This is a genomic window from Paenibacillus albiflavus, assembly GCF_004344915.1.
Classification (GTDB): Bacteria; Bacillota; Bacilli; order Paenibacillales; family NBRC-103111; genus Paenibacillus_AM; species Paenibacillus_AM albiflavus.
Map to the genome: position 1 here is coordinate 1 of NZ_SKFG01000006.1, position 26,195 is coordinate 26,195.

25 protein-coding genes and 2 pseudogenes are annotated in these 26,195 nt (G+C 40.8%); 18 read left to right on the forward strand and 9 right to left on the reverse strand.

Annotated elements, in window-relative coordinates:
- A partial coding sequence (locus tag E0485_RS08190; protein ID WP_207910945.1) for an S-layer homology domain-containing protein occupies window positions 1-1,719 on the forward strand: 1,719 nt, incomplete at its 5' end.
- A 76-nt stretch (window positions 1,720-1,795) separates the two neighbouring features.
- On the opposite strand, the gene E0485_RS08195 is transcribed toward E0485_RS08190, so the two are convergent.
- From E0485_RS08195 to E0485_RS08205, 5 genes and pseudogenes are all read right to left on the reverse strand, one after another.
- Window positions 1,796-3,220 (reverse strand): HAMP domain-containing sensor histidine kinase, encoded by a 1,425-nt coding sequence (locus E0485_RS08195; RefSeq protein WP_132417516.1) that lies wholly within the window; start codon window positions 3,218-3,220, stop codon window positions 1,796-1,798.
- On the reverse strand, window positions 3,217-3,498 hold the full coding sequence (locus E0485_RS25880; RefSeq protein WP_407944837.1) for a winged helix-turn-helix domain-containing protein: 282 nt from the start codon (window positions 3,496-3,498) through the stop codon (window positions 3,217-3,219). The genes E0485_RS08195 and E0485_RS25880 overlap by 4 nt, the downstream gene beginning before the upstream one ends.
- Before the next feature lie 44 nt (window positions 3,499-3,542).
- Window positions 3,543-3,648 (reverse strand): annotated as a pseudogene (locus E0485_RS25885) (DNA-binding response regulator); the annotation flags it as partial.
- Window positions 3,625-3,852, reverse strand: a pseudogene (locus E0485_RS25890) (response regulator); the annotation flags it as partial. The pseudogenes E0485_RS25890 and E0485_RS25885, both read right to left, overlap by 24 nt.
- Before the next feature lie 345 nt (window positions 3,853-4,197).
- Window positions 4,198-5,646, reverse strand: coding sequence for a serine hydrolase domain-containing protein (locus tag E0485_RS08205; protein ID WP_132417518.1), 1,449 nt, complete (start codon window positions 5,644-5,646; stop codon window positions 4,198-4,200).
- A gap of 386 nt (window positions 5,647-6,032) precedes the next feature.
- Between E0485_RS08205 and E0485_RS08210 the strand changes: the two genes are divergently transcribed.
- The gene (locus tag E0485_RS08210) at window positions 6,033-6,995 is read left to right on the forward strand and encodes a helix-turn-helix transcriptional regulator (protein ID WP_076323627.1); all 963 of its coding nucleotides are present in this window, start codon (window positions 6,033-6,035) and stop codon (window positions 6,993-6,995) included.
- Between the two features lie 110 nt (window positions 6,996-7,105).
- Window positions 7,106-7,732: a type 1 glutamine amidotransferase family protein gene (locus tag E0485_RS08215; RefSeq protein WP_132417519.1), complete on the forward strand. Its 627-nt coding sequence runs from the start codon at window positions 7,106-7,108 to the stop codon at window positions 7,730-7,732.
- Between the two features lie 441 nt (window positions 7,733-8,173).
- Here the strand turns inward: E0485_RS08215 and E0485_RS08220 are convergent, their stop codons facing one another.
- The gene (locus E0485_RS08220; RefSeq protein WP_165921128.1) at window positions 8,174-8,647 is read right to left on the reverse strand and encodes a DinB family protein; all 474 of its coding nucleotides are present in this window, start codon (window positions 8,645-8,647) and stop codon (window positions 8,174-8,176) included.
- 249 nt (window positions 8,648-8,896) lie between these two features.
- On the opposite strand from E0485_RS08220, the gene E0485_RS08225 reads away from it, so the two are divergent.
- From E0485_RS08225 to E0485_RS08250, 6 genes are all read left to right on the forward strand, one after another.
- Complete coding sequence (locus E0485_RS08225; RefSeq protein ID WP_132417521.1) at window positions 8,897-9,490, forward strand: TetR/AcrR family transcriptional regulator; 594 nt, start codon at window positions 8,897-8,899, stop codon at window positions 9,488-9,490.
- A 1-nt stretch (window position 9,491) separates the two neighbouring features.
- The gene (locus E0485_RS08230; protein WP_165921129.1) at window positions 9,492-10,139 is read left to right on the forward strand and encodes a DNA-3-methyladenine glycosylase family protein; all 648 of its coding nucleotides are present in this window, start codon (window positions 9,492-9,494) and stop codon (window positions 10,137-10,139) included.
- A gap of 322 nt (window positions 10,140-10,461) precedes the next feature.
- Entirely contained in the window at window positions 10,462-10,944 is a 483-nt protein-coding gene (locus E0485_RS08235; protein WP_132417523.1) for a GNAT family N-acetyltransferase, read from the forward strand.
- Between the two features lie 152 nt (window positions 10,945-11,096).
- Entirely contained in the window at window positions 11,097-11,771 is a 675-nt protein-coding gene (locus E0485_RS08240; RefSeq protein WP_132417524.1) for a stalk domain-containing protein, read from the forward strand.
- 365 nt (window positions 11,772-12,136) lie between these two features.
- A complete protein-coding gene (locus tag E0485_RS08245; RefSeq protein WP_132417525.1) occupies window positions 12,137-13,006 on the forward strand; it encodes a deoxyribonuclease IV in 870 nt (289 codons plus the stop codon).
- A gap of 122 nt (window positions 13,007-13,128) precedes the next feature.
- A complete protein-coding gene (locus E0485_RS08250) occupies window positions 13,129-13,941 on the forward strand; it encodes a protein-glutamine gamma-glutamyltransferase (protein ID WP_132417526.1) in 813 nt (270 codons plus the stop codon).
- A 333-nt stretch (window positions 13,942-14,274) separates the two neighbouring features.
- Here E0485_RS08250 and E0485_RS08255 read toward each other — a convergent pair whose 3' ends face one another.
- Together E0485_RS08255 and E0485_RS08260 are read right to left on the reverse strand one after the other, a co-directional pair.
- A complete protein-coding gene (locus E0485_RS08255) occupies window positions 14,275-15,450 on the reverse strand; it encodes an MFS transporter (protein WP_132417527.1) in 1,176 nt (391 codons plus the stop codon).
- A gap of 69 nt (window positions 15,451-15,519) precedes the next feature.
- Window positions 15,520-15,831, reverse strand: coding sequence for an ArsR/SmtB family transcription factor (locus E0485_RS08260; protein WP_132417738.1), 312 nt, complete (start codon window positions 15,829-15,831; stop codon window positions 15,520-15,522).
- A gap of 429 nt (window positions 15,832-16,260) precedes the next feature.
- On the opposite strand from E0485_RS08260, the gene E0485_RS08265 reads away from it, so the two are divergent.
- Genes E0485_RS08265 through E0485_RS08275 form a run of 3 tightly spaced genes read left to right on the forward strand, consistent with a single transcriptional unit; the run spans window position 16,261 to window position 19,711 of the window.
- On the forward strand, window positions 16,261-16,812 hold the full coding sequence (locus E0485_RS08265) for a helix-turn-helix domain-containing protein (protein WP_132417528.1): 552 nt from the start codon (window positions 16,261-16,263) through the stop codon (window positions 16,810-16,812).
- A gap of 15 nt (window positions 16,813-16,827) precedes the next feature.
- Window positions 16,828-17,949, forward strand: a complete 1,122-nt coding sequence (gene eutH / locus E0485_RS08270; RefSeq protein ID WP_132417529.1) for an ethanolamine utilization protein EutH — start codon at window positions 16,828-16,830, stop codon at window positions 17,947-17,949.
- A complete protein-coding gene (locus E0485_RS08275) occupies window positions 17,933-19,711 on the forward strand; it encodes an aminopeptidase P family protein (RefSeq protein WP_132417530.1) in 1,779 nt (592 codons plus the stop codon). Before eutH ends, E0485_RS08275 begins: the two co-directional genes overlap by 17 nt.
- 97 nt (window positions 19,712-19,808) lie before the next feature.
- On the opposite strand, the gene E0485_RS08280 is transcribed toward E0485_RS08275, so the two are convergent.
- Window positions 19,809-20,567, reverse strand: a complete 759-nt coding sequence (locus tag E0485_RS08280; protein ID WP_132417531.1) for an SDR family NAD(P)-dependent oxidoreductase — start codon at window positions 20,565-20,567, stop codon at window positions 19,809-19,811.
- A gap of 136 nt (window positions 20,568-20,703) precedes the next feature.
- Here E0485_RS08280 and E0485_RS08285 point away from each other — a divergent pair, with 136 nt between their 5' ends.
- The 6 genes from E0485_RS08285 to E0485_RS08310 all read left to right on the forward strand — a co-directional run bounded on the left by E0485_RS08285 (window position 20,704) and on the right by E0485_RS08310 (window position 26,154).
- Entirely contained in the window at window positions 20,704-21,075 is a 372-nt protein-coding gene (locus E0485_RS08285; RefSeq protein WP_132417532.1) for a MerR family transcriptional regulator, read from the forward strand.
- Window positions 21,076-21,213: 138 nt separating this feature from the next.
- A complete protein-coding gene (locus E0485_RS08290) occupies window positions 21,214-21,792 on the forward strand; it encodes a TMEM175 family protein (protein WP_132417533.1) in 579 nt (192 codons plus the stop codon).
- A 571-nt stretch (window positions 21,793-22,363) separates the two neighbouring features.
- Complete coding sequence (gene yidC / locus E0485_RS08295) at window positions 22,364-23,206, forward strand: membrane protein insertase YidC (RefSeq protein ID WP_132417534.1); 843 nt, start codon at window positions 22,364-22,366, stop codon at window positions 23,204-23,206.
- A gap of 269 nt (window positions 23,207-23,475) precedes the next feature.
- The gene (locus tag E0485_RS08300) at window positions 23,476-23,904 is read left to right on the forward strand and encodes a DUF3995 domain-containing protein (protein ID WP_132417535.1); all 429 of its coding nucleotides are present in this window, start codon (window positions 23,476-23,478) and stop codon (window positions 23,902-23,904) included.
- A gap of 196 nt (window positions 23,905-24,100) precedes the next feature.
- Entirely contained in the window at window positions 24,101-25,099 is a 999-nt protein-coding gene (locus tag E0485_RS08305; RefSeq protein ID WP_132417536.1) for a phosphotransferase enzyme family protein, read from the forward strand.
- A gap of 140 nt (window positions 25,100-25,239) precedes the next feature.
- Complete coding sequence (locus E0485_RS08310; RefSeq protein ID WP_132417537.1) at window positions 25,240-26,154, forward strand: helix-turn-helix domain-containing protein; 915 nt, start codon at window positions 25,240-25,242, stop codon at window positions 26,152-26,154.
- Window positions 26,155-26,195 lie beyond the last annotated feature (41 nt).

A 26,195-nucleotide genomic window follows, 5' to 3' on the forward strand; every position in this document is an offset into this window, starting at 1 on the left:
ACGGGATTGACGAACGGAACGGCGTATACGTTCGCAGTAGTTGCCACGAATAGCGTAGGCAACTCTGCGGCATCAGTGACATCAGGGAGTGTGACGCCGATCAGTCAGCCGAGCGCTCCGACGAATGTCAAGGCGACCGCAGGTAACGGAAGGGCAACGGTTAGCTTCGACGCCCCAGCGAGTGATGGGGGAAGTGCGATCACGGGCTATACGGTTACGTCGAGTCCAGGGGGATTTACAGGAACGAGCACAACCGCGAGTCCGGTCACGGTCACGGGATTGACGAACGGAACGGCGTATACGTTCACAGTAGTTGCAAAGAATAGCGCAGGCAACTCCGCGGCATCAGCGGCATCAGGGAGTGTGACGCCCGTCGCACCGATCAGTGTGCCTAGCGCACCGATGAATGTGACGGCGAGCGCAGGCAATGGACAAGCGACGGTCAACTTCGACACCCCATTGAGCGATGGTGGAAGTGCGATCACGCTGTATACGGTTACGTCGAGTCCAGGAGGATTCAAAGGAACGAGCACAACCGCGAGTCCGGTCACGGTCACGGGGTTGACGAACGGAACTGAATACACGTTCACGGTGGTTGCAACGAATAGCGTGGGATCAAGTCCAGCTTCCTCCCCATCCAACCCCGTTTCGCCAAGAAACAGCTCAAGTGGAAGTTCAAGCGAAAGTTCAAGCAGTAACCATGGTTCAATCAGCAGCCCCATCTACTCAACGAATGGGAAACTAACGCTTCCGTTAGGAAGCACCGGTGAAGTGAGCTTGGATCAAGCGATCTTCATTCGTATTCCGGCTAATGCTACCAGCAAACCGTTGGAAATTAACATTGAGAAGGTATCGAATACGCAAAATCTTTTTGCACATAATGAAATTTCGGCAAGCCCGGTGTTCGACGTTCAGAAGAATATTCCAGAAAACCTCAGTAGGCCAGCTACATTGACTATGGTATTTAAACAAAGCCAAGTGAATAGCAACCAAACGGTAGCGATTTTTCACTATAATGAAGCTACGAAAACATGGGTGAAAATCGAGAACGGCAAAATCGAAGGCAATCGCATCAGCGTAGAGGTGGACAACTTCATGAAATTTGCTGTGCTGGTGGTAGATCGGGCGTCGGGGTTGCCCATTGGATCACCCTCGATAGACGAGTCGAAGGAAGTTAACTTTAGTGACATAGCCGGGCACTGGGCAGTATCCGACATCAATAAGGCAGTACAGAGCGGAATTGTGAACGGGTATGGGGATGGCACGTTTAAGCCAAATAACATCGTCACTCGGGCTGAATTTGTGGTGATGCTGATGAAGGCGTTGAAGCCGCAAGAGGAAGCTGCGAAGGTTACGTTCACCGATTCGGCGAAGATTGGAACATGGTCGCAGAAAGCGATAGAGCAAGCGGTTCAAGCGGGTATCGTTAGAGGCTACTCGGATGGCAGTTTCCGTCCAGATGCAGAAATTACACGCACAGAGATGGCTGTGATGATCGCTAAAGCGCTAGCGCTGAAGGTGGAAACGAATACGGTAACCGACTTCGTGGATGACGCAGACATTCCAAGCTGGGCGAAGGGTCAGGTAGCAGTGTTGAAGAATCTTGGCCTTATATCAGGCAAAGGTTCGAACAAATTCGCTCCCAATGATAAGGCAACTAGAGCGGAGGCCGTAACAATTCTGCTAAAGATGATCAATCAAAAGAGTAAGCAGGGTTAAAGCAAGCGATCACCGTTATCAGAAACACGATTAACAAATAATAGGGCACCTTTTGGGTGCCCTATTACATTACCTATTATGACTTTGATTGTTCACGCTGATGATTTGGCAGTTGGACCTCGAATACTGTTCTTTCAAAAGGGAGACTCGTCAAGGTAATTGATCCGTCATGGAGGGAAATGATTTCTTGGACAATGGATAGTCCAATGCCGAGTCCTTCGCCTTTTCTGCTGCCATCGACACGGTAGAACCGTTCAAAAACATGCTTTTGATCCTGTAAGGGAATGCCGCGTCCTTTATCGATAACCGTCATGAATAGGGCATCATCCTTTTCCGTAAGCCCGACCTCAAGATAATGGCCTTCTGATCCGTAACGGATCGCGTTGTCCAACAGGTTTCGCAACGCACGTTCGATTAGGGAGGCATCAATCCAGGCTTGGATATCCTCGTCGGGGATATTGACTTCAACAGTAAAGTTTTGCCCCTCAAGAAACATCAGGTAGTCTGCAGCCACTTTTCGCATCATTTCAGATACATTATGCAATTCAACATGAAGCTCTAAATTCCCCTCGTCCTGACGAGTAATATCTAACAATTGATCTAATAGCTTATCGATATAACGAGAGCGCTGCAGCAAAACTTTGGCACTCGCCTGCAGCTCCTTCTCATTCTTATATAATCCAGCGCGAATCGTTTCCGCATAGCCTAAAATCATCGTTAGCGGGGTGCGCAGATCATGAGAGAGATTAGATAGCAGCAGATTTCGTCTGGCGTCAAATTGCTTGATTTGTTCGCCTTGATTTTGAATACGGCGAGCCATGGCATTATAATGCGTAGTGAGTTGGCCAATCTCATCCTTTTTCGTATCCTCTAGTACAGTGAGTTCACTTTGGAGGTTAAGTTGCCCTAAAGCATGATTGAGCTTATTGATTCGTTTGTCCATGGAAGAGAAAAACCATAGAGACAGTAGATAGGGAATTAATAAAGCAACAATTAACGGTAGCATAAAAGTAGACAGGGCTTTAAAGGTGCGCATGAAAAAGTAAACTTGCCCATTTTTCATGTCGTCACTGGACAAGCTCATCAACAAATAATAGGGTTGATGAGCTTGGCTAATAGAAAAAGTAAGCGTAACCGGTTCATCGACCCCCCATAGGTTCTGAGGCATATTAAGCATTCGATTTGCAAGCTGCTCAAAATCATAGGTTTTCTTTTCTCCGAAGGTATCATAAATCGTCGATCCATCTGCTGAAATCCATTCATAACGAATATCAGGATGGTTGCTATGAGCATTATCCAATATTGGCTTGATGTCTTCGATCTGAAAAGCTTGACGCGTTGCAATCGTATTAAGGACTTCTTGCGAGAGGGCGTTCAGGCTTTTCAGATCATAACCCCTATCTCCTATTTTACCCATAACGAGACTAAGTGAACTAAACAGAAGAATACTAGTGATTGCACTAATGAGCATAAGTAGCCAAAGCTTTGTTCGATTTTTCATTGTCCATCACCTGAGAATCTGTAACCAATTCCACGTATGGTGTGAAGGTAATGAGGCGAGTCCTCCGTGGGTTCAAGAATGCTTCGCAGTTTGCTGATAAAAACACTTAAATTGTTATCATCAAAGTTTTCATGATTCCACACCTGCTTGTAAATTTCTCTCTTGGTTAAAACGCGGTCTGGATTTTGCATGAACATTTCTAAAAGTCGGCACTCTACCGGGGTCACAGAAAATGATATTCCATCATTTCGCAAAAGATAATTTTCGATATCCAGCACTAATTTATTTAAACGTAGAATCTTAGCAGGATAAGAAGAATGAGGGCGATGTCTTCTTAACTGTGCTTGTACGCGAGCAACCAATTCCACTGGGCTAAAAGGCTTTGTGACATAATCATCTGCACCTAATCCGAGCGTCAAGATTTTGTCTTGCACTTCTCGTCTTGCACTAAGCGCAATTACTAATGATTCCATATTTGCGTCCCGTAGATATTGCAGTACCTCGAACCCGTTGCCATCATCCATCATGAGGTCCAATATCACTAATTCTATGGCATATTCCTGTAAGTATTGAATAGCTTGTCGTCCTGAACTGGCTTCTATGACTTGAAGTTCCGCTTGTTCTAAATGCATCCTAATTAACTGACGAATTCCGGGTTCATCGTCTACTATTAAAATTTGATTGATGGTGAATCATTCCTCCTACTTCAGCAAAATAAAGCCAATCTTGATCACGATCAAATCATATCAATAATAGATAGAGAAATATATATTTACTGCAATTCATTAAGAATCTATTAAGAAAAGTACAACTGTATTTTGATAGGAGAATAAAGGAATGATTTTTGAGTCAACTAAAATGAGGAGGTTGGTTTATTGGCGAAAATAGGGAGTGTGTGGACACTCCCTTTGAGCTAACATTGTCTGTTATCAAATGTCTACTTCACATTAATCCAATAAGCCGAACGAACAAAATGCTTATTTTCGGTGCGAGGCATTATATCGGTGAGTGTATACAAACCATGTAATGCTTGCTGTTAATAATGCCGACGAAATCAAAGCTGTAAGAACACTATATGTTTGCCAAATAAGTATCGCTGACCAATCTAATGCATAGAACATAATACACTGGACAATCGTAGCAATCAGCAAAATAGCTGTTACGATTATTCGCTTTTTTGTCATTGGCTGCCGCTCATTCGCTTTCCTTCTGCGTAATCCTAAGAGAAAGAGCAGAACAGCCAATAGGCAGAGAATAATTGTGGTAGATGACAAAATGATGTCCAAAAGCTGTGTGCCGCTTATTCTATATGATTGCGTCAGATTGCCGTCTAATATATCGTTAACTTTTAGTACCATGCTTCTATTGATATTTGCGCCGTTGGTCAGCAAGCAGATGGCTGTTCGTTCATTTAGCAGTATGGCCATTTCGGTCCCGAAATTAGGATTTCCCCCTGGGTGCTCTATAATCGTTTGGTTGGCGTTTACCGACCAGCCCGCCGCATAATACATTTCGTTGACAGCCGGAACAGACATATCACCCTGATGTGATTTTTCGATAACTGTATGGAATATTTCAGGTATATCCTGCACAATACCCATCTGTATGCCCATCCAACGTGCCATATCTTTTGTACTAGAAATGATGTAGGCTGCGGGTTTATTCCCGGAATAATCTGGCGCGTTATACGGAGTTGTCATAAAAAAGGAAGAACGGTAGCCTTGTGCCAACTGTCCGGTGGCTTGAGCATCTTCTTTATAAACATACGTCTGGTGAAGACCCAGTGGCTGAAATACCTGTTCCTTCATAAAGTCTTCATAGCTTTGTCCCGACACAATCTCAATAACCAGACCTAATACGTCATAATTAACAGTTCCGTAATTATGCTGCTCACCAGGATAGAACGACAATTCAGAATCTACGAGCATTTCTACGGTTTTTTGCAACATATCCGGCGTATTGCCTTGTGGAATGTTTTGATTGTGAGGGCCATTTGTTAAGCCGCTAGTATGGTGTAAAAAGTTATTGAGTGTCATACTTTGCATATCAACGTGTTTCCCCTGATACTTTAACGTAAACCAAGGCAAATATTTATGGATAGAGTCTGACATTGACAGCAGTCCTTGTTCTTCCATCAGCAGAATACCCATGCCGGTAAAGGATTTACTTACCGAAGCCAGCTCATATAGAGTATTTTCACTTGCCGACAGTCCCTTTTCGCGATCTGCGTACCCAGAAGAAAAGTAGTGCACTTCATTGTTCGCAAGTATTGAGATTGACATTCCCGGTACCCCTGATATACGGCTTGCATCATCCAACAATGTTTGTATTGCCGCAGATTGCGTATTTGACAACGCATAACTTGGTGTTGCGAATCCTGAGAATGATATAAGTATCGTTAATACAAAAACAATAGTCTTTTTCATAAACTCTCCATTTTGAAAAAAATATGCGAGGATAATATAAACAACCCGTAGTACGCCTTATCCGCCTAAAGTGTAATAAGGTATACATTATTAAGCTTATCATTGTAAAATCTTATTAACACAAAATCCCCCATCATTCTGAGAGCGAATTAACACTAAATTTGTCGGATTTACAGTTCCCTCAAGTACGGTGAAGATCATCGCAAGTATTTTTACCTTAGCTATGTTACATTCAGTATATCAATTAATTCAAAAGATGAAAATTGAGCGCCGCGGCAAAAAAGATTTCGCCGTTAAACAAAGGAATACAGTGGATTAGCAAACAAATCACTTAAAGTGCTTGTTAGAAGTTAAGTATAGTGGTAATCAAAGGTGAGGGTTATGTTATGCCAAAAAATGATAATATGCTAACAATTCTATGGATGTTGAATTCGGGAGAGAAATTGACTGCAAAGCAAATATCGGAAAAGTTAGAGATAAATATAAGAACAGTTTATCGGTATATTGATGCACTATGTGCCAGTGGCGTCCCTATCATATCCGACACAGGGCACAATGGCGGGTATAGCTTGCTGCACAATTTTATCAAATCTCCTCTGCTATTTAGTATTGATGAAAAAAAGACACTGCTTCATGCTGCCCTATTTGCAAAAGAAGCTGGATATCCTTTGAGTGAGGCATTGGAGAATGCAACATCCAAGTTGAAAATGTATTCGAATCAGGAGCAGGAAAGTATACTAAGCCATCATTTAGCCGGATTTGAAGTAATAAACCGCAGGGGATACCCCGCTGTTCAGCCGGTATTGCAGGAATTGGAGCACGCTGTAGCAAATGAATGGTCTGTAGAAATTTCTTATCGTAACAGTCATGAAGAGCAGTCCCCAAATAGGGTAATAGACCCCTATGGCGTGGTTAATTGGAACAATAAGTGGTACACAATTGCATTTTGCCACCTGCGGAATGAGATCCGCAGCTTTCGGGTAGAACGAATTCTGAACATCACACGCACGCCATTCTCATTTAGGCGTCCCAATGATTTTTCAGCGCGTACTTTTTTTATGAAAAATCTGTTACCAGATGTAGTAGGTAAATCCGGATTAATTTCTTTAATTATTGGTGGCAGGGCAGAGGCGTTGGATGATTTATGCATACATTGGTTTTTGGAGCATCATTTGCAGGAGCGGACATCAACGCAAGCAATTTTTTTACTTGAGGAAGAATCACTGTATACACATGTTCCGTATATAATTCTTCCCTATGGGAAATCCATTCAAGTTATAGAGCCACAGAATCTAAAGAATAAACTTGTGGCGGTTGCTTCAGAGTTAATGGAATATTATCAAGTTTAACAACTTCACTGACAGCAGTTGTCAGTGAAGTTGTTTTATTATAATGATAACCACTCATTAAAGATGAATGGTTGCTGTTACCTAATAAACTTTATGAGGAGCACTTAGAAATGAATAATACAGTATATCTTTATGTGTTTGATACCATGTCCGATTGGGAAATAGGTTATTTAGCCGCCGAACTGAACTCTGGAAGATACTTCAGACAGGGGCTGGCTCCAGCAAAAATAGTCACCGTTGGGATAGAAAAGACTCCAGTAACTACAATGGGCGGATTGAAAATAATGCCTGACATTAAAGTGGATGAGTGCAGCATTAAAAGCGTAGATGCACTGATTTTACCTGGTGGAAATACATGGACAGAAGCTATTCACGTGCCCATATTAAAAATTGCCGAGATGTGTTTAAAGGAAGGGATAGCAGTTGGAGCAATTTGCGGTGCTACCTTAGGACTTGCTCAAGCAGGATTGTTAGATTCACGTTGGCACACAAGCAATGATTTGGCCTACCTTAAAATGGTTTGCCATTCTTACACGGGCGAAGAATATTACAAAGTGGAATCTGCTGTCACCGATGGGAAATTGATCACCGCATCCGGAGTAGCTCCATTAGAATTTTCTGTTCATGTTTTAAAAGCGCTAGATGTATTTTCTCCAAAAACATTAGACGCTTGGTATCGTCTTAATAAAACTTATGAACCTAAATATTTCTACGAGTTAATGAATTCAATCCAATGACAGTATAGGAATACAAGGCATGATGAATGCTGTGTGTCGCTTATCAGGAAATAGTTTATTGGAGCCACATTTACCTATAAGACGAAGCTCAGGTGCTATTAGCGCTTGAGCTTTATTTGGAATCTATAAAGTTCGATGTTGAGAAACGTTTCCAACCAAGGTGACATGCAACAAGCTTGTTCCTTGGGAGGGTTTTATATGACGGTTATTGCTAATCCATGTAAAGATGTACATGGATCGAATCGAAATGCTCCATTAATGAATACAAAGCCTGTCTATTCTTGCAGATTCTCTTGCATATCGATCATGCACCCCCGTAGGAAGTAGGTTCAGATTGCTTATGGGATAATTCGATGTAAATCGAATAAAAGCAGCGCCGATTCGAACTTTAAGAAAAGTTTAAGTTGGACGCTGCTAATTTGTATCATGATTTGATGAAGGTCAAACTGACCATGAACCTTGCATTCTGCGGATGAAGATGATTTGACCGGTATGGTAGATGTCGTGGAGAACAAGATTCGATACCGATTGGTCAATCGTGACCCCATCTAATTCGCTCAGCAAATCTTGATCGCTCAATGCTGAAAGCTTCTCACGAATGCTTGTGTGTATATGTTTCAATTTTTCAACTGTTTCCTGCCACTCTTCCTCTCTAATCACACGGGTGCCCGCATCAAAACTTGTGTCTGTTGATGGAGCGTCTGTCGAACCTGTCAGGCTAGACAGCAACTGTGACTTGTAGAATAAGATGTGGTTGACCAATTCCTTGATCGTATTCATCTCTTTCCCATCCATTCTCCAGCATGCCTGTACAGCTGTTAACCCTTGCAGTGCGCGTTCAAGTGGGGGAAACCAGCCGCTTTCCTTGTCAAAGCAGGCATCCCATGTACTTACTAGTTTCTCTGTTGTCGTCATTTGAATCTCCTCCATTTTTAAATTTAAAAAAGACAGACTGTGTAATGCACCGGAATATAAACGGTACTGATCTGTACCTTTTCGATGATCATACAGCTATTTGAAAATTTTGTCAAATTCATAATAGTAGTATATTCCTCGTAAAAATTGACAATTCTCAGTGTAGTGGCTATTATTAAAAGGGACTGTTCTGTACCTTTTATTATCAAATTTGTTCATTATTCAATTAATTAATTGAGGGGTGATTTCATGCCAAGAGCGACAGCGAAAAATCGAATTCTTCAAGTGGCATCGGATTTGTTTTACAGAGAGGGTATCCGAGCCGTCGGAATTGACCGTATTATACTGGAATCGGGCGTTGTCAAATCGAGCTTCTATCGGAATTTTGCATCTAAAGACGATTTGGTTGCGGCTTATTTGGAATATCACGAAGATCTGAATGCGAAAGATTTGGAGGAAGTGCAGCTTCAACATCCGAATTCAAGCGCAATGCAGTTGCATGCTCTCATTGACCGATTTGTAGAGAAGATGAAAACACCCGGATATCGTGGTTGTCCCTTTGTAAATACAACAGTCGAATTTCCGGACTCCTCCCATCAGAATCATATAAGGGCGGTCAAAGGTACGGAAGAAAACTGGAACCGCATCGCAAGATTAGCAGAAGAGGCTGGTGCTGCTCGTCCATTTGAAATGGCAGAATTATTACGTATGTTATGTAATGGGGCTATTATGCTTTCTTACATGAAAAAGTCCGATTTTAACCCCGATATATTCTCAAGAGCGGCTCATACGCTCGTTGATTCCCACTTGTTCAGTTGGACTGTAACAAGAAAGGATGATTAAATTGCGATATCTCTTCGATATTAACCCATACAGCCACTGTGTACGTGAATTATGCAGCAACGATCCTTTGCTGGACAAGCTGATAAATCGGATCGGAAACATCTGCATACCAAATCAGCAGGATGGATTCAACTATCTGGCAAGATCGTTAATCGGCCAACAGCTTTCGGTCAAAGCCGCAGAGACAATCTTCCGCAGAGTTGAACAGATATGCGGGACGATAACGCCAGATACCATCCTAGCCGCAACGGAGGAGAGTCTGCGTTCTGCGGGATTATCTAAGAACAAGCTCGCCTATATCCGGAACACCGCCGAATGTGTGAAAGAAGGCTCTCTCGATTTTCATGCATTTCAAAACATGGACGACGAGGAAGTCATTCGTTTATTGGTCTCAATAAAGGGTATTGGTCAGTGGACCGCAGAGATGTTTCTCATTTTCTATTTAGGAAGACAGGATGTCTTGTCTTTTGGGGACAGTGGACTTAACCGAGCTGCGGAATGGCTTTATTCATCCGAAGAGAACGACAGCAAATCTCAATTGAAACGTAAACATGTCGAATGGAAGCCTTATTCTACTATCGTATCCCTATACCTCTGGGAGGCAGTCAATATCGGTTTGGTTCAAACGGAATCATTTACGAACGATTAATGATCAGAAATCGAAGTCAGATATAAAACATTGGCAATCTTGCGCCGCGACGTGCTCCTTACGCTTTTTTCGCCGTTATCCCGTTAAGCTGAACCGTACCATAAGTAGGGCGAAATTTTTACATTGACCGCCTTCTAATCGTTGTCCGACAGTGCATACTGAACCACGCTGCCGAATACTCAGTATGGTGCTGACGCCTTCATAATGCATAATAAGTGGAAGGGAAGGGGAGTGATTTGTGCCGAACATTAAGGTGCTTATTGCCGACGACAATTCATTCATTCGCGAAGGATCAGCAGTTTAAAAAAGAGGAGGTTGATGTATGGGAATCCGTACCGCTACACTAAATGATTTACCCGTTCTTACGGAAATTGGAAAACTATGTTTTCCACCTGAAGAAGCAGCGACAGAGAAGGAGTTTGAAGAAAGATTGAAAGTGTATCCAAATCATTTCTGGATTTTGGAAAATAATGGTGATCCAATAGGTTTCATCAATGGAATGGTAACAAATGAGACAAGAATTCGAGATGTAATGTTTAAAAATGCTTCTTTGCATGAGGAAGATGGAGCATGGCAGGCTATATTTGGGGTAAATACAGTTCCTAAATACCGAAAGCGTGGATATGCTAGCAAAATGATGGAACAGGTTATAGAGGATGCGAAAAAACAAGGACGAAAAGGCTGTATTTTGACTTGCAAAGAGGAGTTAATACAGTATTATGTAAAACTTGGATATAAAAATGAGGGGGTATCACAATCTAAACTCGCTGGTGCAGTTTGGTATGATATGCGTTTGGAGTTTTAATGTAGATTTGAAAAGGCTGCGAGCGCACAGCGGGCGGCACTCTCGAATGCCCATAATTGAGCAAAACTTCCTATTGAAATGGATTTAAAATCTTTGTAAAATAAATATTATTGTATTTTTTAACAAATCAGAATATTAAAAGGAGTTCAACCATGCTAAGCAAAAAACTTGTTGCCACAGTTGCAGGACTATCTCTGCTCGTCGGGGTCGGGAGCGGCGTTTATGCCGGCGCCAACATGCAAGAAATCAAGGCCTATTTAAATGGTGATCTCAAAATACGCGTCAATGGCACCGTGGCGCAGTTAAATGATGCGAAAGGCTCAGCTATTTTACCAATTACATATAATGACACGACCTATTTGCCGGTACGGGCTGTTGCCAACGCTTTGCAGGTAGCCGTCGGCTTTGACGAGGAGAAGCAGGAAGTGCTTCTCGGGGAGAAAGTGAACGGAACCCCTCTAAATGCGGAGAATTTTGATAACTATACCTACACGAAGGATCCGGCACAAACGACCTACAACAATAAAAACTACAAAGAAGCCTATTATTATCACGAATCCGGCGCGCCGACGCTCATTATTACGCCGAACAAAAAATATCAGACGCTTCATTTGAAGATTGCGGCGATCGATAAGGATCTTACAAAGTTCGAAATCAGAGATAATGATACATTTGCCCTCTTGAAAACAATTGAAACGATTTCGCCGAGTGAAGGGTTAAAAGAAATTGTCGTCGATATTGGCAACATCGAAACCTTGGCGATCTCTATGCAAGTTAAAGACGGAGGCGGTCTTTTCGTTCCGCTGATCGATTCTTATTATAAATAATAGGAAAAAGAGAGAACTTCGGTTCTCTACAATCTGGAGCCGCAATATTGCGGCTTTTTACTTTCTTTGAGGCAAAACATAGGCTATTACTTACCTCGGCGCTTGTTCGTTTTTTTTAACAGGTAGAGTTGAAAAATGAAACAATAATCATTTCACGAATTGAATCACCGATAGATCCGTTAAGCTGAACCGTATCATAAGTGAGGAGAAATTAGGGAGAAGGGCCAGATAGGGAGTTGTGGACTAGGGTCGAACGTCATCGTTTCAGTTTGTCAGTTGTTTATTGCCTGATGTATAACATCCTCTCTTCCTGTAAACGCTGAAAATATTCTGTTTAACGAAATGAGGAATTCGGGGGATAATACATGCTAATCGGAAGTCACGTATCCATGGGCGGCAAGGAGATGTTGCTTAAAGCCAGCAAAGAGGCTGCTTCTTATGGAGCGAATACATTCCTGATATACACCGGTGCTCCACAAAATACGAAAAGAAAACCGATCTCTGATTACAAGATATCAGAGGGGCATGCGCATATGAAAGAGCATGGAATCAGCGATATTGTTGTTCACGCTCCTTTCCTGGTCAATCTGGCAAATTCCATGAACAATCAAGTATTCAGTCATAGCATTGCCTTTATGCGCGATGAAATGGACAGGACGGAAGCATTAGGTTCGGAGCAGATTGTGATGCATCCCGGATCACACGTTGGAGAAGGAGTAGGCAAGGGACTTAACAAGATCATTAAGGGGCTAAATGAAGTTCTTACCCGGAATGAAAAGGTTCAAATCTCGTTAGAGACAATGGCAGGTAAAGGGACGGAATGTGGTGTTCGCTTTGAGGAACTGGCTTGCATTATAGATGGAGTAACTTACAATGAGAGTCTTTCAATTTGCCTGGACACTTGCCATGTTCATGATGCTGGATACGATATTGTCCATGACTTTGACGGCGTGCTTGATGAGTTCGATCGCATCATTGGGCTTAATCGGTTAAAAGTGCTTCACATTAATGATTCCAAGAACGAACGCGGCTCCCGTAAAGATCGGCACGAGAATGTCGGACATGGATTTATAGGCCTGCATGCCTTGGACTATATTGTTCACCATCCTCAACTTTCTAATCTCCCCAAACTGCTTGAAACCCCATCTATTGGACCTATTAAATACAAAAATCCTCCGTATAAACATGAAATTGCTTTACTTAGAAGAGAATTAACAGAACCAATAGAAAAATAAGACTTTGTGAGAAAATGGCAAAACCATCGAAAATTGCAGATTCTCGGGTTCTTCCGTAATACGCACCTTCGTTTGGCGATCCTCGTAGACTATAACATAGTGAATAGAAAGGGGACGAGGAAATGATCGTCATTGAGGGTCAAACCAATACTCTGTTCGATACAACGGCACTGTCGATGCTGGAAAAGGATATATTGCAACAAAAGAAGCAGAGTGTGACCAGATACCGATACGCTTCGGAAGCCCACTTACGCTACGAGCTAAAGCTGAGAAGCCTAACCGTGGAGGCTGCGAAGGCGCTAGACGCGAGTGAGGCCGTCTTTGCTACTTTCAGCAAATCCCGCTGCAACAGACGCTACTGGACCCGGAACGAGGAGGGTGGATTCAAACTGAATGTTGGCGTATCTCCCGCGAACGCCATCCGCGATATCTATGACAACGGGTCAGAGTATGCCTTCGAATGCGCCACTGCGATAATAATCGTACTGTACAAGGCTATTATCGAGGCTAACGGGGACGAAGCGTTTAATGCCAATTTCCCCAACTTGTTGCTTTACGACGGGCATCATGACAGCCACCTTCGGCTAATCAATGAAGACGGAAAGACGTCTTACCCTGGAGATGTACTTTATTTCTCAAATCCCGAACACGATCCGGATAAGCCCGAATGGCAAGGAGAGAACGTCGTCAAGCTGGGAGCCGATCTCTATTATGGACACGGCATCGGGATCAAGTCCGAGCAAGATATTATATCCGTCTTGAATAAGGTCAGAAAACCAGGCAGCGACGTTTCGGCTTACTTGTCCGACAAATTCTTCCATCCCGACTTTGCGTATATTCGCGGCCTGACAGCAAGAAATCAGCTTTCGGAAATACAGATGATCTTCCCAGCACGAATCGTCGCACAGATTGGCAGTAATCGCTATATTTGCTAACCGAAGATGTGACAGGTAATATATAGCATTGCATTTGATCCATTACGAATTATTGCTCAAGTGGTTAGTGAGGGCGATCCCTCGCAGACCGACGCGTCGAAGGGGTAATACCAATTAAGGCTTATACGCCAAAGGTTACGTTAGGAACGATAGTTGAACGAAACAAGGAGCAGATCACCGCCGCAGCTGCTCTTTTCGCATTTTTCGCCGATAATACCGTTAAGCTGAACCGTACCACAAGTGACGGCGAAAAATATTATTGTGGGGTAGTGTGGGAAATGCTTGAGGTGCCGGTGTTACTGCCGCTAAATTGAACTATTGCTTCAGGCTTGTTCAGCGTACGTTTACTCTCTCCGCATTTGATTTGGAAATTACCATTTTTACTATGATCAACAAGAAAGCAAGTAATGCAAACATAATGCCGCACCAGATCAGCTGATGTGTGCCCAACTGAGATATAAACCGTCCGCCTATCGAGGCCCCTACTGTAATGCCAACATTGGAAAATGAAACAAACAAGCTGTTGCCGAATTCGGGAGCTTCTTTCGCCTCAGTCATCAACAAGGCTTGACTGACAATAAGCCCACCGGAATGCACGGCCCCCCAAATAAATACGATGACCACCATCGGCAAGAAATACGAACCGAGAAAATAAGTGAATAAGTAAATGACCGCATATACCAGAGGAAACAGGATGACGGTCTTGGTCATGCTTTTGTGTAAAAAGCCCCCAAACAAAAAGTTTCCAGCAATCATGGTGACGCCAAAGGCCATCAGCATAATGCTAATCCATGACCCGTTCATATGGGTGACTTGTCCAAGATATTCGGCAAAATAGCTGTACACTGAAAACATAGATGCAAAGATAAGAACAACGATCACGATCGTTAACCACAATTGAGGTTTGCGCAAGATGCTAAGCTGCTTACCAAAAGACATTTTTTCCTTAACAGGCATAGAAGGAAGCCAGGTAAGTATCCCTATAAAGGCAACCATGCTTACAACAGCACCAAACAGGAAAGCAGCTTCCAACGAAATTTTTTCGCCGAGATAAGAGGTCAACGGCACGCCAAAAGCGAATCCGACGGTTATTCCGGCAAAAACCTTAGTGACGGCTTTGTTGCTCTTTTCGGGAGGAACAAGGCTGGCCGCGGTCACAAGAGCAATTGAAAAAAAGACAGGATGAAAAATAGCAGGGACAATCCGGAAAGCTAGCATGACTTCGAATTTGGTTGTGTAGGCATAGACAATATTAGAGATGGCAAACATAAAAACAGCGGTTAACAAAATGACTTTACGATTAATGCCAGAAGCGAGTAAGGTCAGGAATGGACCTGAAAGGGCAACGATTAAAGCAAATATACTTACAAGATACCCGGCCTGAGAGGGCGATATGTGAAATTTTTGAGTGACTTGGGGAAGAACACCTATAATGCCCATTTCCGTTGTAATAATGCCAAATACACCTAAAGCCAAAAAAATGATAAGTGAAGAGTGAATTTTTTTCATTAAATATATCCTCCATTAATATTCATATATAGAATTGTAGATATGATAAACGAAAAAGCCTCCTTTCGGCTATAGTTTAGTTTGGACGTACTCGGAAAATTGCTTAATGGTCTTTTCGTTTCGGCGGTAATACGTCCATTTTCCGATTCGCTCAGATTCCAATAAACTAGCTTTTTGCATGGTGGCTAAATAGTTTGAGATAACAGACTGGGCAAGTCCCGATTTTGCCTGAATATCTCCTACACATACACCAATGCGAAAGTTAAGCCCCTGTTGCAAATAGAGCTTTTCATCAAAAAATTCCTCTGGGTTCTTCAACCATTGCATAATTTGACAACGCATCTCGTTAGACAAAGCTTTATAAATCAATAAAGGTTCCATACCCATCATTATATCTACTTTTTTAGATTTGTAAATATGAACAACTTTGTTTAGGAGCCGCGCGGCGCTCTCACTCCTTTTTTCGCCGATAGACCCGTTAAGCTGAGCCGTATCATAAGTAAGTGAGGTTAAATATAGACCACCTAAAAATCATGGCCTAAAACGGAGGTAATTGTAGGCATAATGTATCTCTACTCTCTTTCGAGTTATTGGCGCTTTAGTTGAATAAGGCACAATAAGATAGCTCTTTTTCGTATATTATTATTTAACAATCTAGGCGCATGGATCTAATAGATCAAGCGTTTTTTTTGCGCTAGATTGAATCGTTAATTAATCAAATTTCATATTCGTGAAATTATTTCATAATACATTGCTTGTTACTATTGTATATATTATATTATTTACAATAATGAATTTCGAGGTGAAGTGATGAATATTGGGATGGAAATTAAGAAGTTGAGGACTGAAAAAGGAATTACTTTGAAAGAGTTAAGTGAAAAGAGCGAATTATCTGTTGGATTTCTGTCTCAATTAGAAAGAGGGCTTACGACCATAGCCGTTGATTCGCTTGAAAAACTAGCTGATATTTTGGAAGTACATTTAACACATTTTTTTAATTATCCACTTAAAAGGAAAGATATGGTTCTAAGAAGTTATGAACAAGAAGTAATGGATTCCGAAGGTGGTTTTATTAAATATAGTTTAAGTACAAATTTGGAAAACAGACAACTTGTCCCAAGACTTATCGAAATCCTTCCTCAAAAGGAAAATGAAGAAATATTATCGTATAAGCATGCGGGAGAAGAGTTCATTTATGTTTTAGAGGGTATCTTAACCGTTTTCATCAATGGTACGAGGTATGAAGTATATCCTGGTGACAGTGTTCATATGGACTCAACTATTGCCCACAATTGGGCTAATTATACGAACAAAAAAGTCCAGCTTCTAGCTGTTAATACCCCAAATTTTATCTACAAATAGAAAGCGAACATAACAATGGATAAATTTGTGTTATATCTAATCGGTTCTTTTTTTGTGATCGGAGCTATTGATTATATCACCGGAAATCATTTAAAACTGGGTGGGAAATTTGAAGAGGGCATAAAGACCATGGGGGCTTTAGGGCTTGGCATGATAGGAATAATTTCTTTAGCCCCTATATTTACAAATTTTCTGTCCGCTGTGATTATTCCAATCTGTAGAGTTTTTCATCTAGATCCTTCTATCGTTCCTGCAGCATTTTTAGCTGTAGATATGGGGGGCTATCAAATGGCTGATAAGCTAGCATTGACCAAGGAAATGGGGGCATTCTCAGGAATTATCATCGCATCTACTTTAGGAGCCACAATTAGTTTTTCAATACCCGTCGCGTTAGGGATGCTTTCTAAAGAGGATGAAAAATATTTTTCTAAGGGTGTGCTGGTTGGAATTATTACTATACCTATAGGATGTCTTGCAGCAGGCTTATGGCAAAGAATAAATTTCGGCATATTAGTATGGAATCTGGCGCCTATATTTGTTTTTGCCATTATTTTAGGAACAGGATTATTAAAAGCTCCTCATGTTTTTATAAAAGTTTTTAATGTATTTGGAAAGCTCATCATGAGTTTGAGTATTGTTGGATTACTTTTACAAGGTATAGATGTGCTATTTGGCGTAAAGCTTGTCTCGGAATTAACACCACTATCTGAATCTACTGTTATAGTAGGCAAAATCGCATTGGTTTTAGGTGGAGCCTATCCTATGCTAGCACTTATTATTCGAATTTTCAAAAAAAGTTTTGAAAAAGTGGGTGAGAAATTTGGAATTAATTCCGTATCAGTAGCAGGCATTCTAGGAAATTTGGCTAGTAATCTGTTGATATTTGGAACATATAAAGAAATGAACCCAAAAGGAAAAGTGGTATGTGCTGCCTTTGGCGTAAGTGGAGCATTTGTATTTGGTGGTCAACTTGGCTTTGTGTCAGGAGTAGCCCCTGAAATGTTAGGAGCGTTTATCATATCAAAGCTTACAGCCGGAATAATTAGTATCGTACTAGCCGTATGGTTATATGATCGTGAAATTAAAGAATATCGTCTTAAGGAAAATGGAGGAATTCGTAATGAATATCAGGGATAGGGTCGAAAAATTAAGGCAGCTAATGAAAGAAAATCGAATGGATGCTTATATTATTCCCAGTTTTGATGCACATCAAAGTGAATATGTAGCAGAACATTGGAAATGTAGACAATGGATATCAGGATTTACAGGGTCTGCAGGTACTGTAGTTATTACATTAGAGGATGCTGGACTATGGACAGATGGCAGATACTATATTCAAGCTGAAAAACAGCTTGAGAGCTCAGGAATCAGATTATTTAGAATGATGGATCCAGGGGTACAATTTTATACAGAATGGCTAGCAGATATTCTTAATGAAGGAAGCATTGTGGGCTTTGATGGAAATGTTTTTTCAATGAATATGGTTAAAAAGATGGAAGAAGATCTAACAGCAAAGAGAATCGAATTAAAAATGAATCAAGATTTCATTGGTGATCTGTGGGAAGATCGACCAGAGATTCCTAAAGGATCAATTTTTACTCATGACGTAAAATATGCAGGCAAATCACGAATAGAAAAATTAAATGAAGTAAGAGAAGAAATGAAAAATATAGGAGCCAATTATTATATTTTAACTTCCCTTGATGACATTGCATGGCTTTTGAATATAAGAGGAGCCGATGTGCCTAACAATCCAGTCGTAATAGCTAATGTCATCGTAGCAGAACATAAATGTTATTTATTTATTGATTCTTGCAAGGTGCCCTCTTTGGTTCAATTAGAACTGGAGGCTGAAGGAATCGAATTCAAAGCGAATCATGAAATACAACCATTCTTAGAAAATCTTCCAAGCGGAGATGCCATTATTTTTGATCCGAATAAAACAAATATCAGATTATATAATGCCATTAATAGTGATACTAAGAAAATTGAAAATCCTGACATTACGACTAATTTAAAAGCTGTTAAAAATGAAGTGGAGATAAAAAATTTAAAATGGTGTGAAATAAAAGATGGTTTAGCTATGGTGAAATTTATTAAATGGTTAAAAAACTCTGTAGATAAAGAAGAAATTACAGAGATTACTGCAGAAGAAAGATTAGAAGATTTCAGAAGAGGGCAAGAAGGATTTGTTGGACCTAGCTTTGATACGATAGCAGGTTATCAAGAACATGCTGCGATGATGCATTATAAAGCCAATAAAGAAACGCAATATACGCTTAAGAATGAAGGTCTTTTTCTAATCGATTCAGGCGGACAGTATTATGATGGAACAACAGATATTACACGAACGATTGTATTAGGAGAACTTACCGATGAACAAAAGAGAGATTATACTTTGGTGTTAAAAGGATTTATTGCATTAAGCTCAGTAAAATATTTATATGGAGCAACAGGCTCTAACTTGGATGTTTTAGCAAGACAACCCATTTGGCAGTATGGTTTGGACTATAAATGCGGGACAGGGCATGGGGTAGGTTTTTTCTTGAATGTTCATGAAGGACCACAAAGCATAAGGAATAATAATAACAATGTTGTATTAGAAAAAGGCATGATTATTACGAATGAACCAGGAATATATCTCGAAGGTAAATATGGAATTAGAATTGAAAATATGATGTTAGTAGTTGAAGACGAGAAAACAGAGTTTGGTCAATTTATGAAGTTTGAAGCCATCACGTATTGCCCTATTGATTTAGCCGGTATCCAGATGGATATGTTAATAGAGAGCGAAAAACAATGGTTAAACAATTATCATCAAGAGGTATACACAAAGCTAACTCCTTATTTAAATGAAGAAGAGAGAGTATGGCTAAGGGAAGAAACCAGGGAAATATAAATAGGTATTGCCGAATACAAGTAATATTAAGAAAGTTGTTGCATGGCCATCTGTCAAAGGATGGCCATGTTTCGTAACTTACTATTACGAAAGAAGCCTATCGTGTGCTTGCCACATAATTAAAAATGGTATCTCTCAACTGAAACTCGTACGTCAAGCCATTCACAATTCCTACAACACGGTCACTGTCATATAGATCAAGCATGAATCTAGCCATTTCCTTCGCGGTATGGAACTTCGGCACAGTACCGTGATATTCGAATTCCGATACATCGAAAGAACGCTTCGCAAATTCAGTTTCCGTTGCAGCAGGTGCCAATACTTTAGCCTGCAAAAGCGCGCCTTGACTGTTCAACTCATGAGAGAGTCCTTCTGTAAAGGCACTCACATAGAACTTGGTCGCGCAGTACGTAATGGCATTACCTATAATCGTATAGCCGCCACCGGAGGAAACGTTGATTAATTGTGTTCCTTCAACATTGGAGTATTCACGAACGTAAAGGGAGGAAAGTATCGTCAACGCTTCAATGTTCAGATGTAGCATTGCGGATATTTTATCTAAATTTTGCTGGGATACTGTAGCAAAGTTGCCAAATCCCGCATTGTTAATCCAAGTTTCGATGTGGAGCCCTTGTAGACTTTCGTAAAACTTATAAGCATTCTCGGAAACGGATAAGTCGATCTCTCGGATGACGACATCTACATCGGGGTAGATACGAGTGATTTCAGACTTTAATTCCTCCAACTGTTCTTTTCTGCGGGCAGCAATAATTAAGTTTTTGCCACGGGCTGCAAAAGCTAGAGCGGTTTCATAACCTATACCTGAACTGGCACCTGTAACTACAGTATATTTCATGTGATTTCCTCCTATTTTCTACGAGAATGTATGGTGAACCAACAACGATTTGATTATATAGGTTAGAGTTTACTCTAAGTCAAATGATTTTTATAATTAAGGAGACACTTAAATAAAGATAGATTCGGGGGTTTATATGTATACGATCAGCGATGTAGCCAAATTATTGGGGATAACCGCACATACACTGAGATATTATGAAAAGGAAGGGATTATTGCTCCTATACGTAATGCGAATGGAGAAAGAGTATATGATGACTCCAATCTTGCTTGGCTACGATTTGTGATGAGGTTGAAACAAACCCAAATGCCGATCTCGCAAATCAGAGAATATGCACAGTTATATTTAGAAGGAGAGCATACGGCCCAAGCCCGTTTGAACCTTCTCGAAGATCATAGAAACTCTGTTCAGAGTCAAATCAGAAACTTAACAGCCACAGAGAAGGTGCTGGCAGACAAAATTACAGCTTACAAAAGTTTCATTACTAAAGGGACAGGCATTAACTAAGCAGACGACACAAAAAGTGATTCAAGTAACTCCTTGGAAGTTTTGTTTGACAAGAGAAAGCGTCTTATGCAAATCTACTGGTATCGGAAAGTTTAATATTGCGATAGAAGCAAAAGAAGCGAGAGAAGGTGGAGCACTATGAAAGCAAATCGGATGGAAGCGTTCAGCGATGGCGTACTGGCAATTATTATTACGATCATGGTATTGGAATTTAAAGTTCCGGAAGGTCATGATTGGTATGCGCTGATCGAGCTCGGCCCAAAGATTCTTAGCTACATTTTCAGTTTCGTATATGTCGGCATCTACTGGAACAATCATCATCATCTGCTGCACATGGTTCGAACGATGAATGGGCCATTGATGTGGCTAAACTTGCTGCTTCTATTCTGGTTATCCCTTGTGCCGTTCACGACAGCCTGGATGGGGGAAAGCCATTTTGCAGCTACTCCAACGGCGTTGTACGGTATTGTTCTACTACTCGCATCATTCTCGTACTGGCTACTTCAGCGCGCGATTATTAACCAGCATTCCGGCGATTCTTCATTCGTTCGGGTAATGGGGAAAGACTGGAAGGGGAAATTATCACCCTTACTCTACTTGGCTGCAATCTTGACCGCATATGTAAGTCCTTGGATATCTGGCTTCTTTTTTGTACTCGTTGCTGTAATCTGGTTCGTACCAGATAAGCGAATCGAGCATGCTCTGAAAGGTCACTAGAAATGCTCTGAGTGAGAGCCTATGATAGGACTGGCGAAATTCCCCGAGACTATTGATAAAAGGAGAATGAACAGAAAATTCGATAAATAGTTCTATACAAATAGGGTGGAGCAGCCGCGGCAAAGAAGGAGCTTGGCTCTAGGTCACGAATATGATATATGTACCAAAATTTTCTTAAAACAGTTTTAAGCTAACAGGCAGGTTAGTGAAACTACACAGTTTTTCTAACGTATAATAGTTATTCAAATTTTTCTAATTTTTCAAATATGGCTCATGCGGAGGTGAACTTGACTGGAGAATTTTTATGACTTGGTTCAATTGGCATTCTCGATCGCTCTCATCTTTTCCATAGTGTTACTTCCATTCACCTATTTTTCTTTACAAGAGTTACACTGGTGTCATGAAATTGCTGCAGCCGGTTCAACTTGGTTTGTAGCTGTCAGACTGTCGCAACCCAACAGCATTCAGCGGTGGATAGTACGTGCCGCCAGACGAAGAGAAGTACCTGATGAAGACGACAATAGTCCTTCCCCACATTGATATTCCATACTTTCAATTAGGGAGGACAACGATGAAAAAGATTTTGTTGCTCCAAAAATGGGCGAAGCCCATTCTCGTCATGTTGATTGGGGTTATTCCGATCATTGTGCTCAGTGGGTGTTCGACAGCATCCCAATCAGACTCGATTAATGCCGATTCACCAGGGATATTTAACCACTATTTTATTTACCCATTTTCGATCTTGATCAAATTCTTCGCGAATACATTTCACGGAGACTACGGATTATCGATCGTGCTGATAACTTTCATCATCAGACTTGCGATCATGCCGCTCATGATGAATCAAACCAAGAAACAAATGGACATGAAAGAAAAGATGGCCGTCCTCCAGCCGGAGTTAACTGCACTTAAGGAGAAGTATAAGAACGACGTCAGTGCGGATGCAAAAAAACAACAGCAAGTCGAGATGATGCAGCTCTACCAGAAGCATCAATTTAATCCCTTAAACATGGGGTGTTTACCGATGCTTCTCCAATGGCCGATCACCCTCGCATTTTACTACGCCATTCGTCGTACCCCAGAGATTGCAGCTCACGATTTTCTGTGGTTTAGCTTGGGGAAAACAGATATGATTTTGCCGCTTATTGCCGCTGCAGTGTATTACGTTCAGTTCCGCGTGTCTCAATCCGTTTCAGCGCAGTATCAGCAAAATCAAAATAACCAAATGGCTTTTATCGGATTGTTGTCACCGATCATGATGGGTGTGTTTTCTTTTGTGATGCCCGCCGCGTTGCCATTATATTATGCGGTTGGCGGTATATTCATTATCGTGCAAACGATCATACTCAATAAAATGTACACGAAGCCAAATGTAGCGAGTAAAAACCTACCCACTGGTGTAGAAGATTTATAAAATTGAACCAGTCATAAAACAATACTAAATACAAGGCATCTGAGGCGCGACCTCAGATGCTCTGTTTTTTATGTTGGCGGCTCGTTAACGGGGAACATAGTTCAATATAATGAGAAAGAAGGCGTGCGGAGCAAAAGTCACATATCTTATACCATTATTATTTGGGGTGGTATGAACGATTTAAGCACGATCAGGTTGGGGATGAAGAACTAACACGACATATTAAAATGCTGCGGGTACAATTATTAGAAAACTAAGGAGGGAGTAGGGTGGTAAGTTTTTTTACTTGGGTTGTAGGAGGAATTTTGTTTTTGCTCAGCGGAATTCATCTATATTGGATGGCAGGCGGGAGAAGGGGGGCTTTGGCGGCGATACCAAGCAAGGGGTCAGAATTATTGTTTCGACCGACGAATGTTGCTACAGGTATCGTGGCGGGGGCATTGGCATTAGCGGGATGGTTCGTATTAGAACTTGGAGAAGTCGTCGAGTGGCTGCTATTCCCAGATTGGGTATTTATTTATGGAGGCTGGGTATTATCTGCCGTATTTATTATACGAGCCATCGGGGATTTTCGTTGGATCGGCTTCTTTAAGAAACAAAAAGGAACCTTATTTGCCAAGTGGGATACCATGTTGTACTCGCCGTTGTGTCTCTTCATAGGGATTTGTTTAATTTTTCTGACCAAAGGGCGACTCTAGGGTGACATCAAAACCGTGACTATCCCCGTAGAAGCCTGTGTGCCGTTATCTTCGGACAGGGGCCGGGTCGGAGCGATCATGAGAGAGCAGCCCTTTTTTTGCAGCGCTTGATCACTTGACTCGACGATAAGGAATGCAGATATACCAACATATGGTATAGTTATTGGTAATTGAAAAGATAGAGGGATGGGATAGAATGAGTTTATTTCCTGTAGCATATTCACTCTTGTCAAAAGAAGCAATATTATCGCATATTAAAGAAAATTATGATATTGATAAACCAGTTAGTTTCGAGTATTTCCTTAGAGGGATGAACGACACTTATGTATTAGTAACTGAGCAAGCAAAATATATCTTCAGAGTTTATCGTGCTGATAGGAGAAATAATTCAGAGATCGCATTTGAATTAGATTTATTGAATTATCTCAATGTGCAAGGTGTGGACGTTTCAATACCCATCAGAAAAAAAGATGGGACTTTTATTAACGAATTTCTCGTCTTTGAGGGTGTAAAGTATGGCGTTTTGTTTAGTTTTGCTGAAGGAAATGAAAAACCTATTCATGCTATAGAAGATAGTTATCTGTTTGGAAAAGCAGTAGGACAAATTCACAAAGTTGCTGACACCTTTAATAGTGAACACGTAAGAGGTAATCTTGATTTTGTGCATCTTATTGAGAATCCGCTAAAAATAATTAGGTTACATATGGAACATCGTCAAGAGGATTATGATTTTCTTTATGAACTTGCTATGCGACTAAAGGAAAAGTTGATAAGACATTTGGAAGAAGGGTTAGATTGGGGAGTATGTCATGGGGACTTGCATGGCAATACAAATGTAGCCTTTACGGACGATGGGAAATTGATTCATTATGATTTCGATATTTGTGGATATGGATGGAGAGCCTATGATGTGGCAGAGTTCAGATTAGCAAGAGAAATTCATAGTAGGCACGATAAAGATGAAGTCGACAGGCTATGGGAAGCGTTTATAAAAGGATATAGGGAAGTAAGATATTTCAGTGAAAATGATGTTAAAGTCGTCCCTATATTCGTTGCTCTTAGACAGCTTTGGCTCTTTGGTTTATGTTTTAGTGAATCGGAACTTATTGGTAAAGCTGACTTTGATAATAAATTTATTGATAGTAAGATGGATTATTTCAGGAATTTAGACCTTTCATTTTCTGATAGCATTTAATAAACAACCACTCTTAATAGGAGTGGCTTTGTCTTTATATACTAAATAATGCATTTTTCTTTACAAAAAATGTACAATCATTGTAAAGCGATATGGCGATCAAATTCCTATAATTTTAATATCGAGAGGAGGTGCACGTAATGGATAACTTTAATGCTTTTGAGCGTGTTGTGGAATACCTGGAGAATATTATACCGTGCGCAGATGAAGTTGATTATAGTGTCATTTCTAAAATTGCTGCTACTCCTGCTCCCTTATTTCAGCGTATTTTTGTATATATAACAGGAGTTAGTATTAATGAGTATTTGAGGAGACGTCGATTGACGTTGGCGGGTTATGATATCAGAAATAGCAGTGAAAAAATTATTGACATAGCTATGAAATATGGCTTCAATTCTCATGCCGCTTTTACAAGAGCATTCAAAGAGCACCATAAGGTTTCACCTTCTAGTATTAGGGGGGGTGGAGAACAACTTAATGGTTATCCTCGTGCCTCCTTTACAAATATTAGAATTGTAGGGGGGAAACGAATTATGGCAGAACTAAAAAAAATCGAGTATGGAGAATTTGGTGCTCGTAAAATTGTAGGTATGATGAAAATGACTTCGTTTCAAAAGGCAGGAGAAGAGTGCTGGGGCGCAGCATTTACGGAAGGCGTTTTTGACAGAATTCAAGAAATAGAAAGATGGATTTGCAAAGATATTGATGATTATATTGGACTTGGACATATGAGTAAATTTGTTGGAAAAGATAATTTTCAGTATATCATAGGTAAATTTGTAGAACTTGATGCACCTGTCCCAGACAAAATGTATACAGAAAATATACCCGCAGGAACAGTCGCTAAAATATGGATCGAAGCCGATAACCTTAACGATATTATCGATTGTGCATACTTAATTTGTTCCGAAGCTATCGAGAAAACAGGATACAAAATTGATTTTGAAAAATTTTATTGGTGTGATGTATATACATACGATAGATATTGCGTACCGCTAGAAAAAGGGCAGAAAATTATTCTTGATTATTTGTTGCCTGTAATCAAAGATGAATAATAATGAAGCTTACTAATCACGTCCATATTATAAGGTCATTG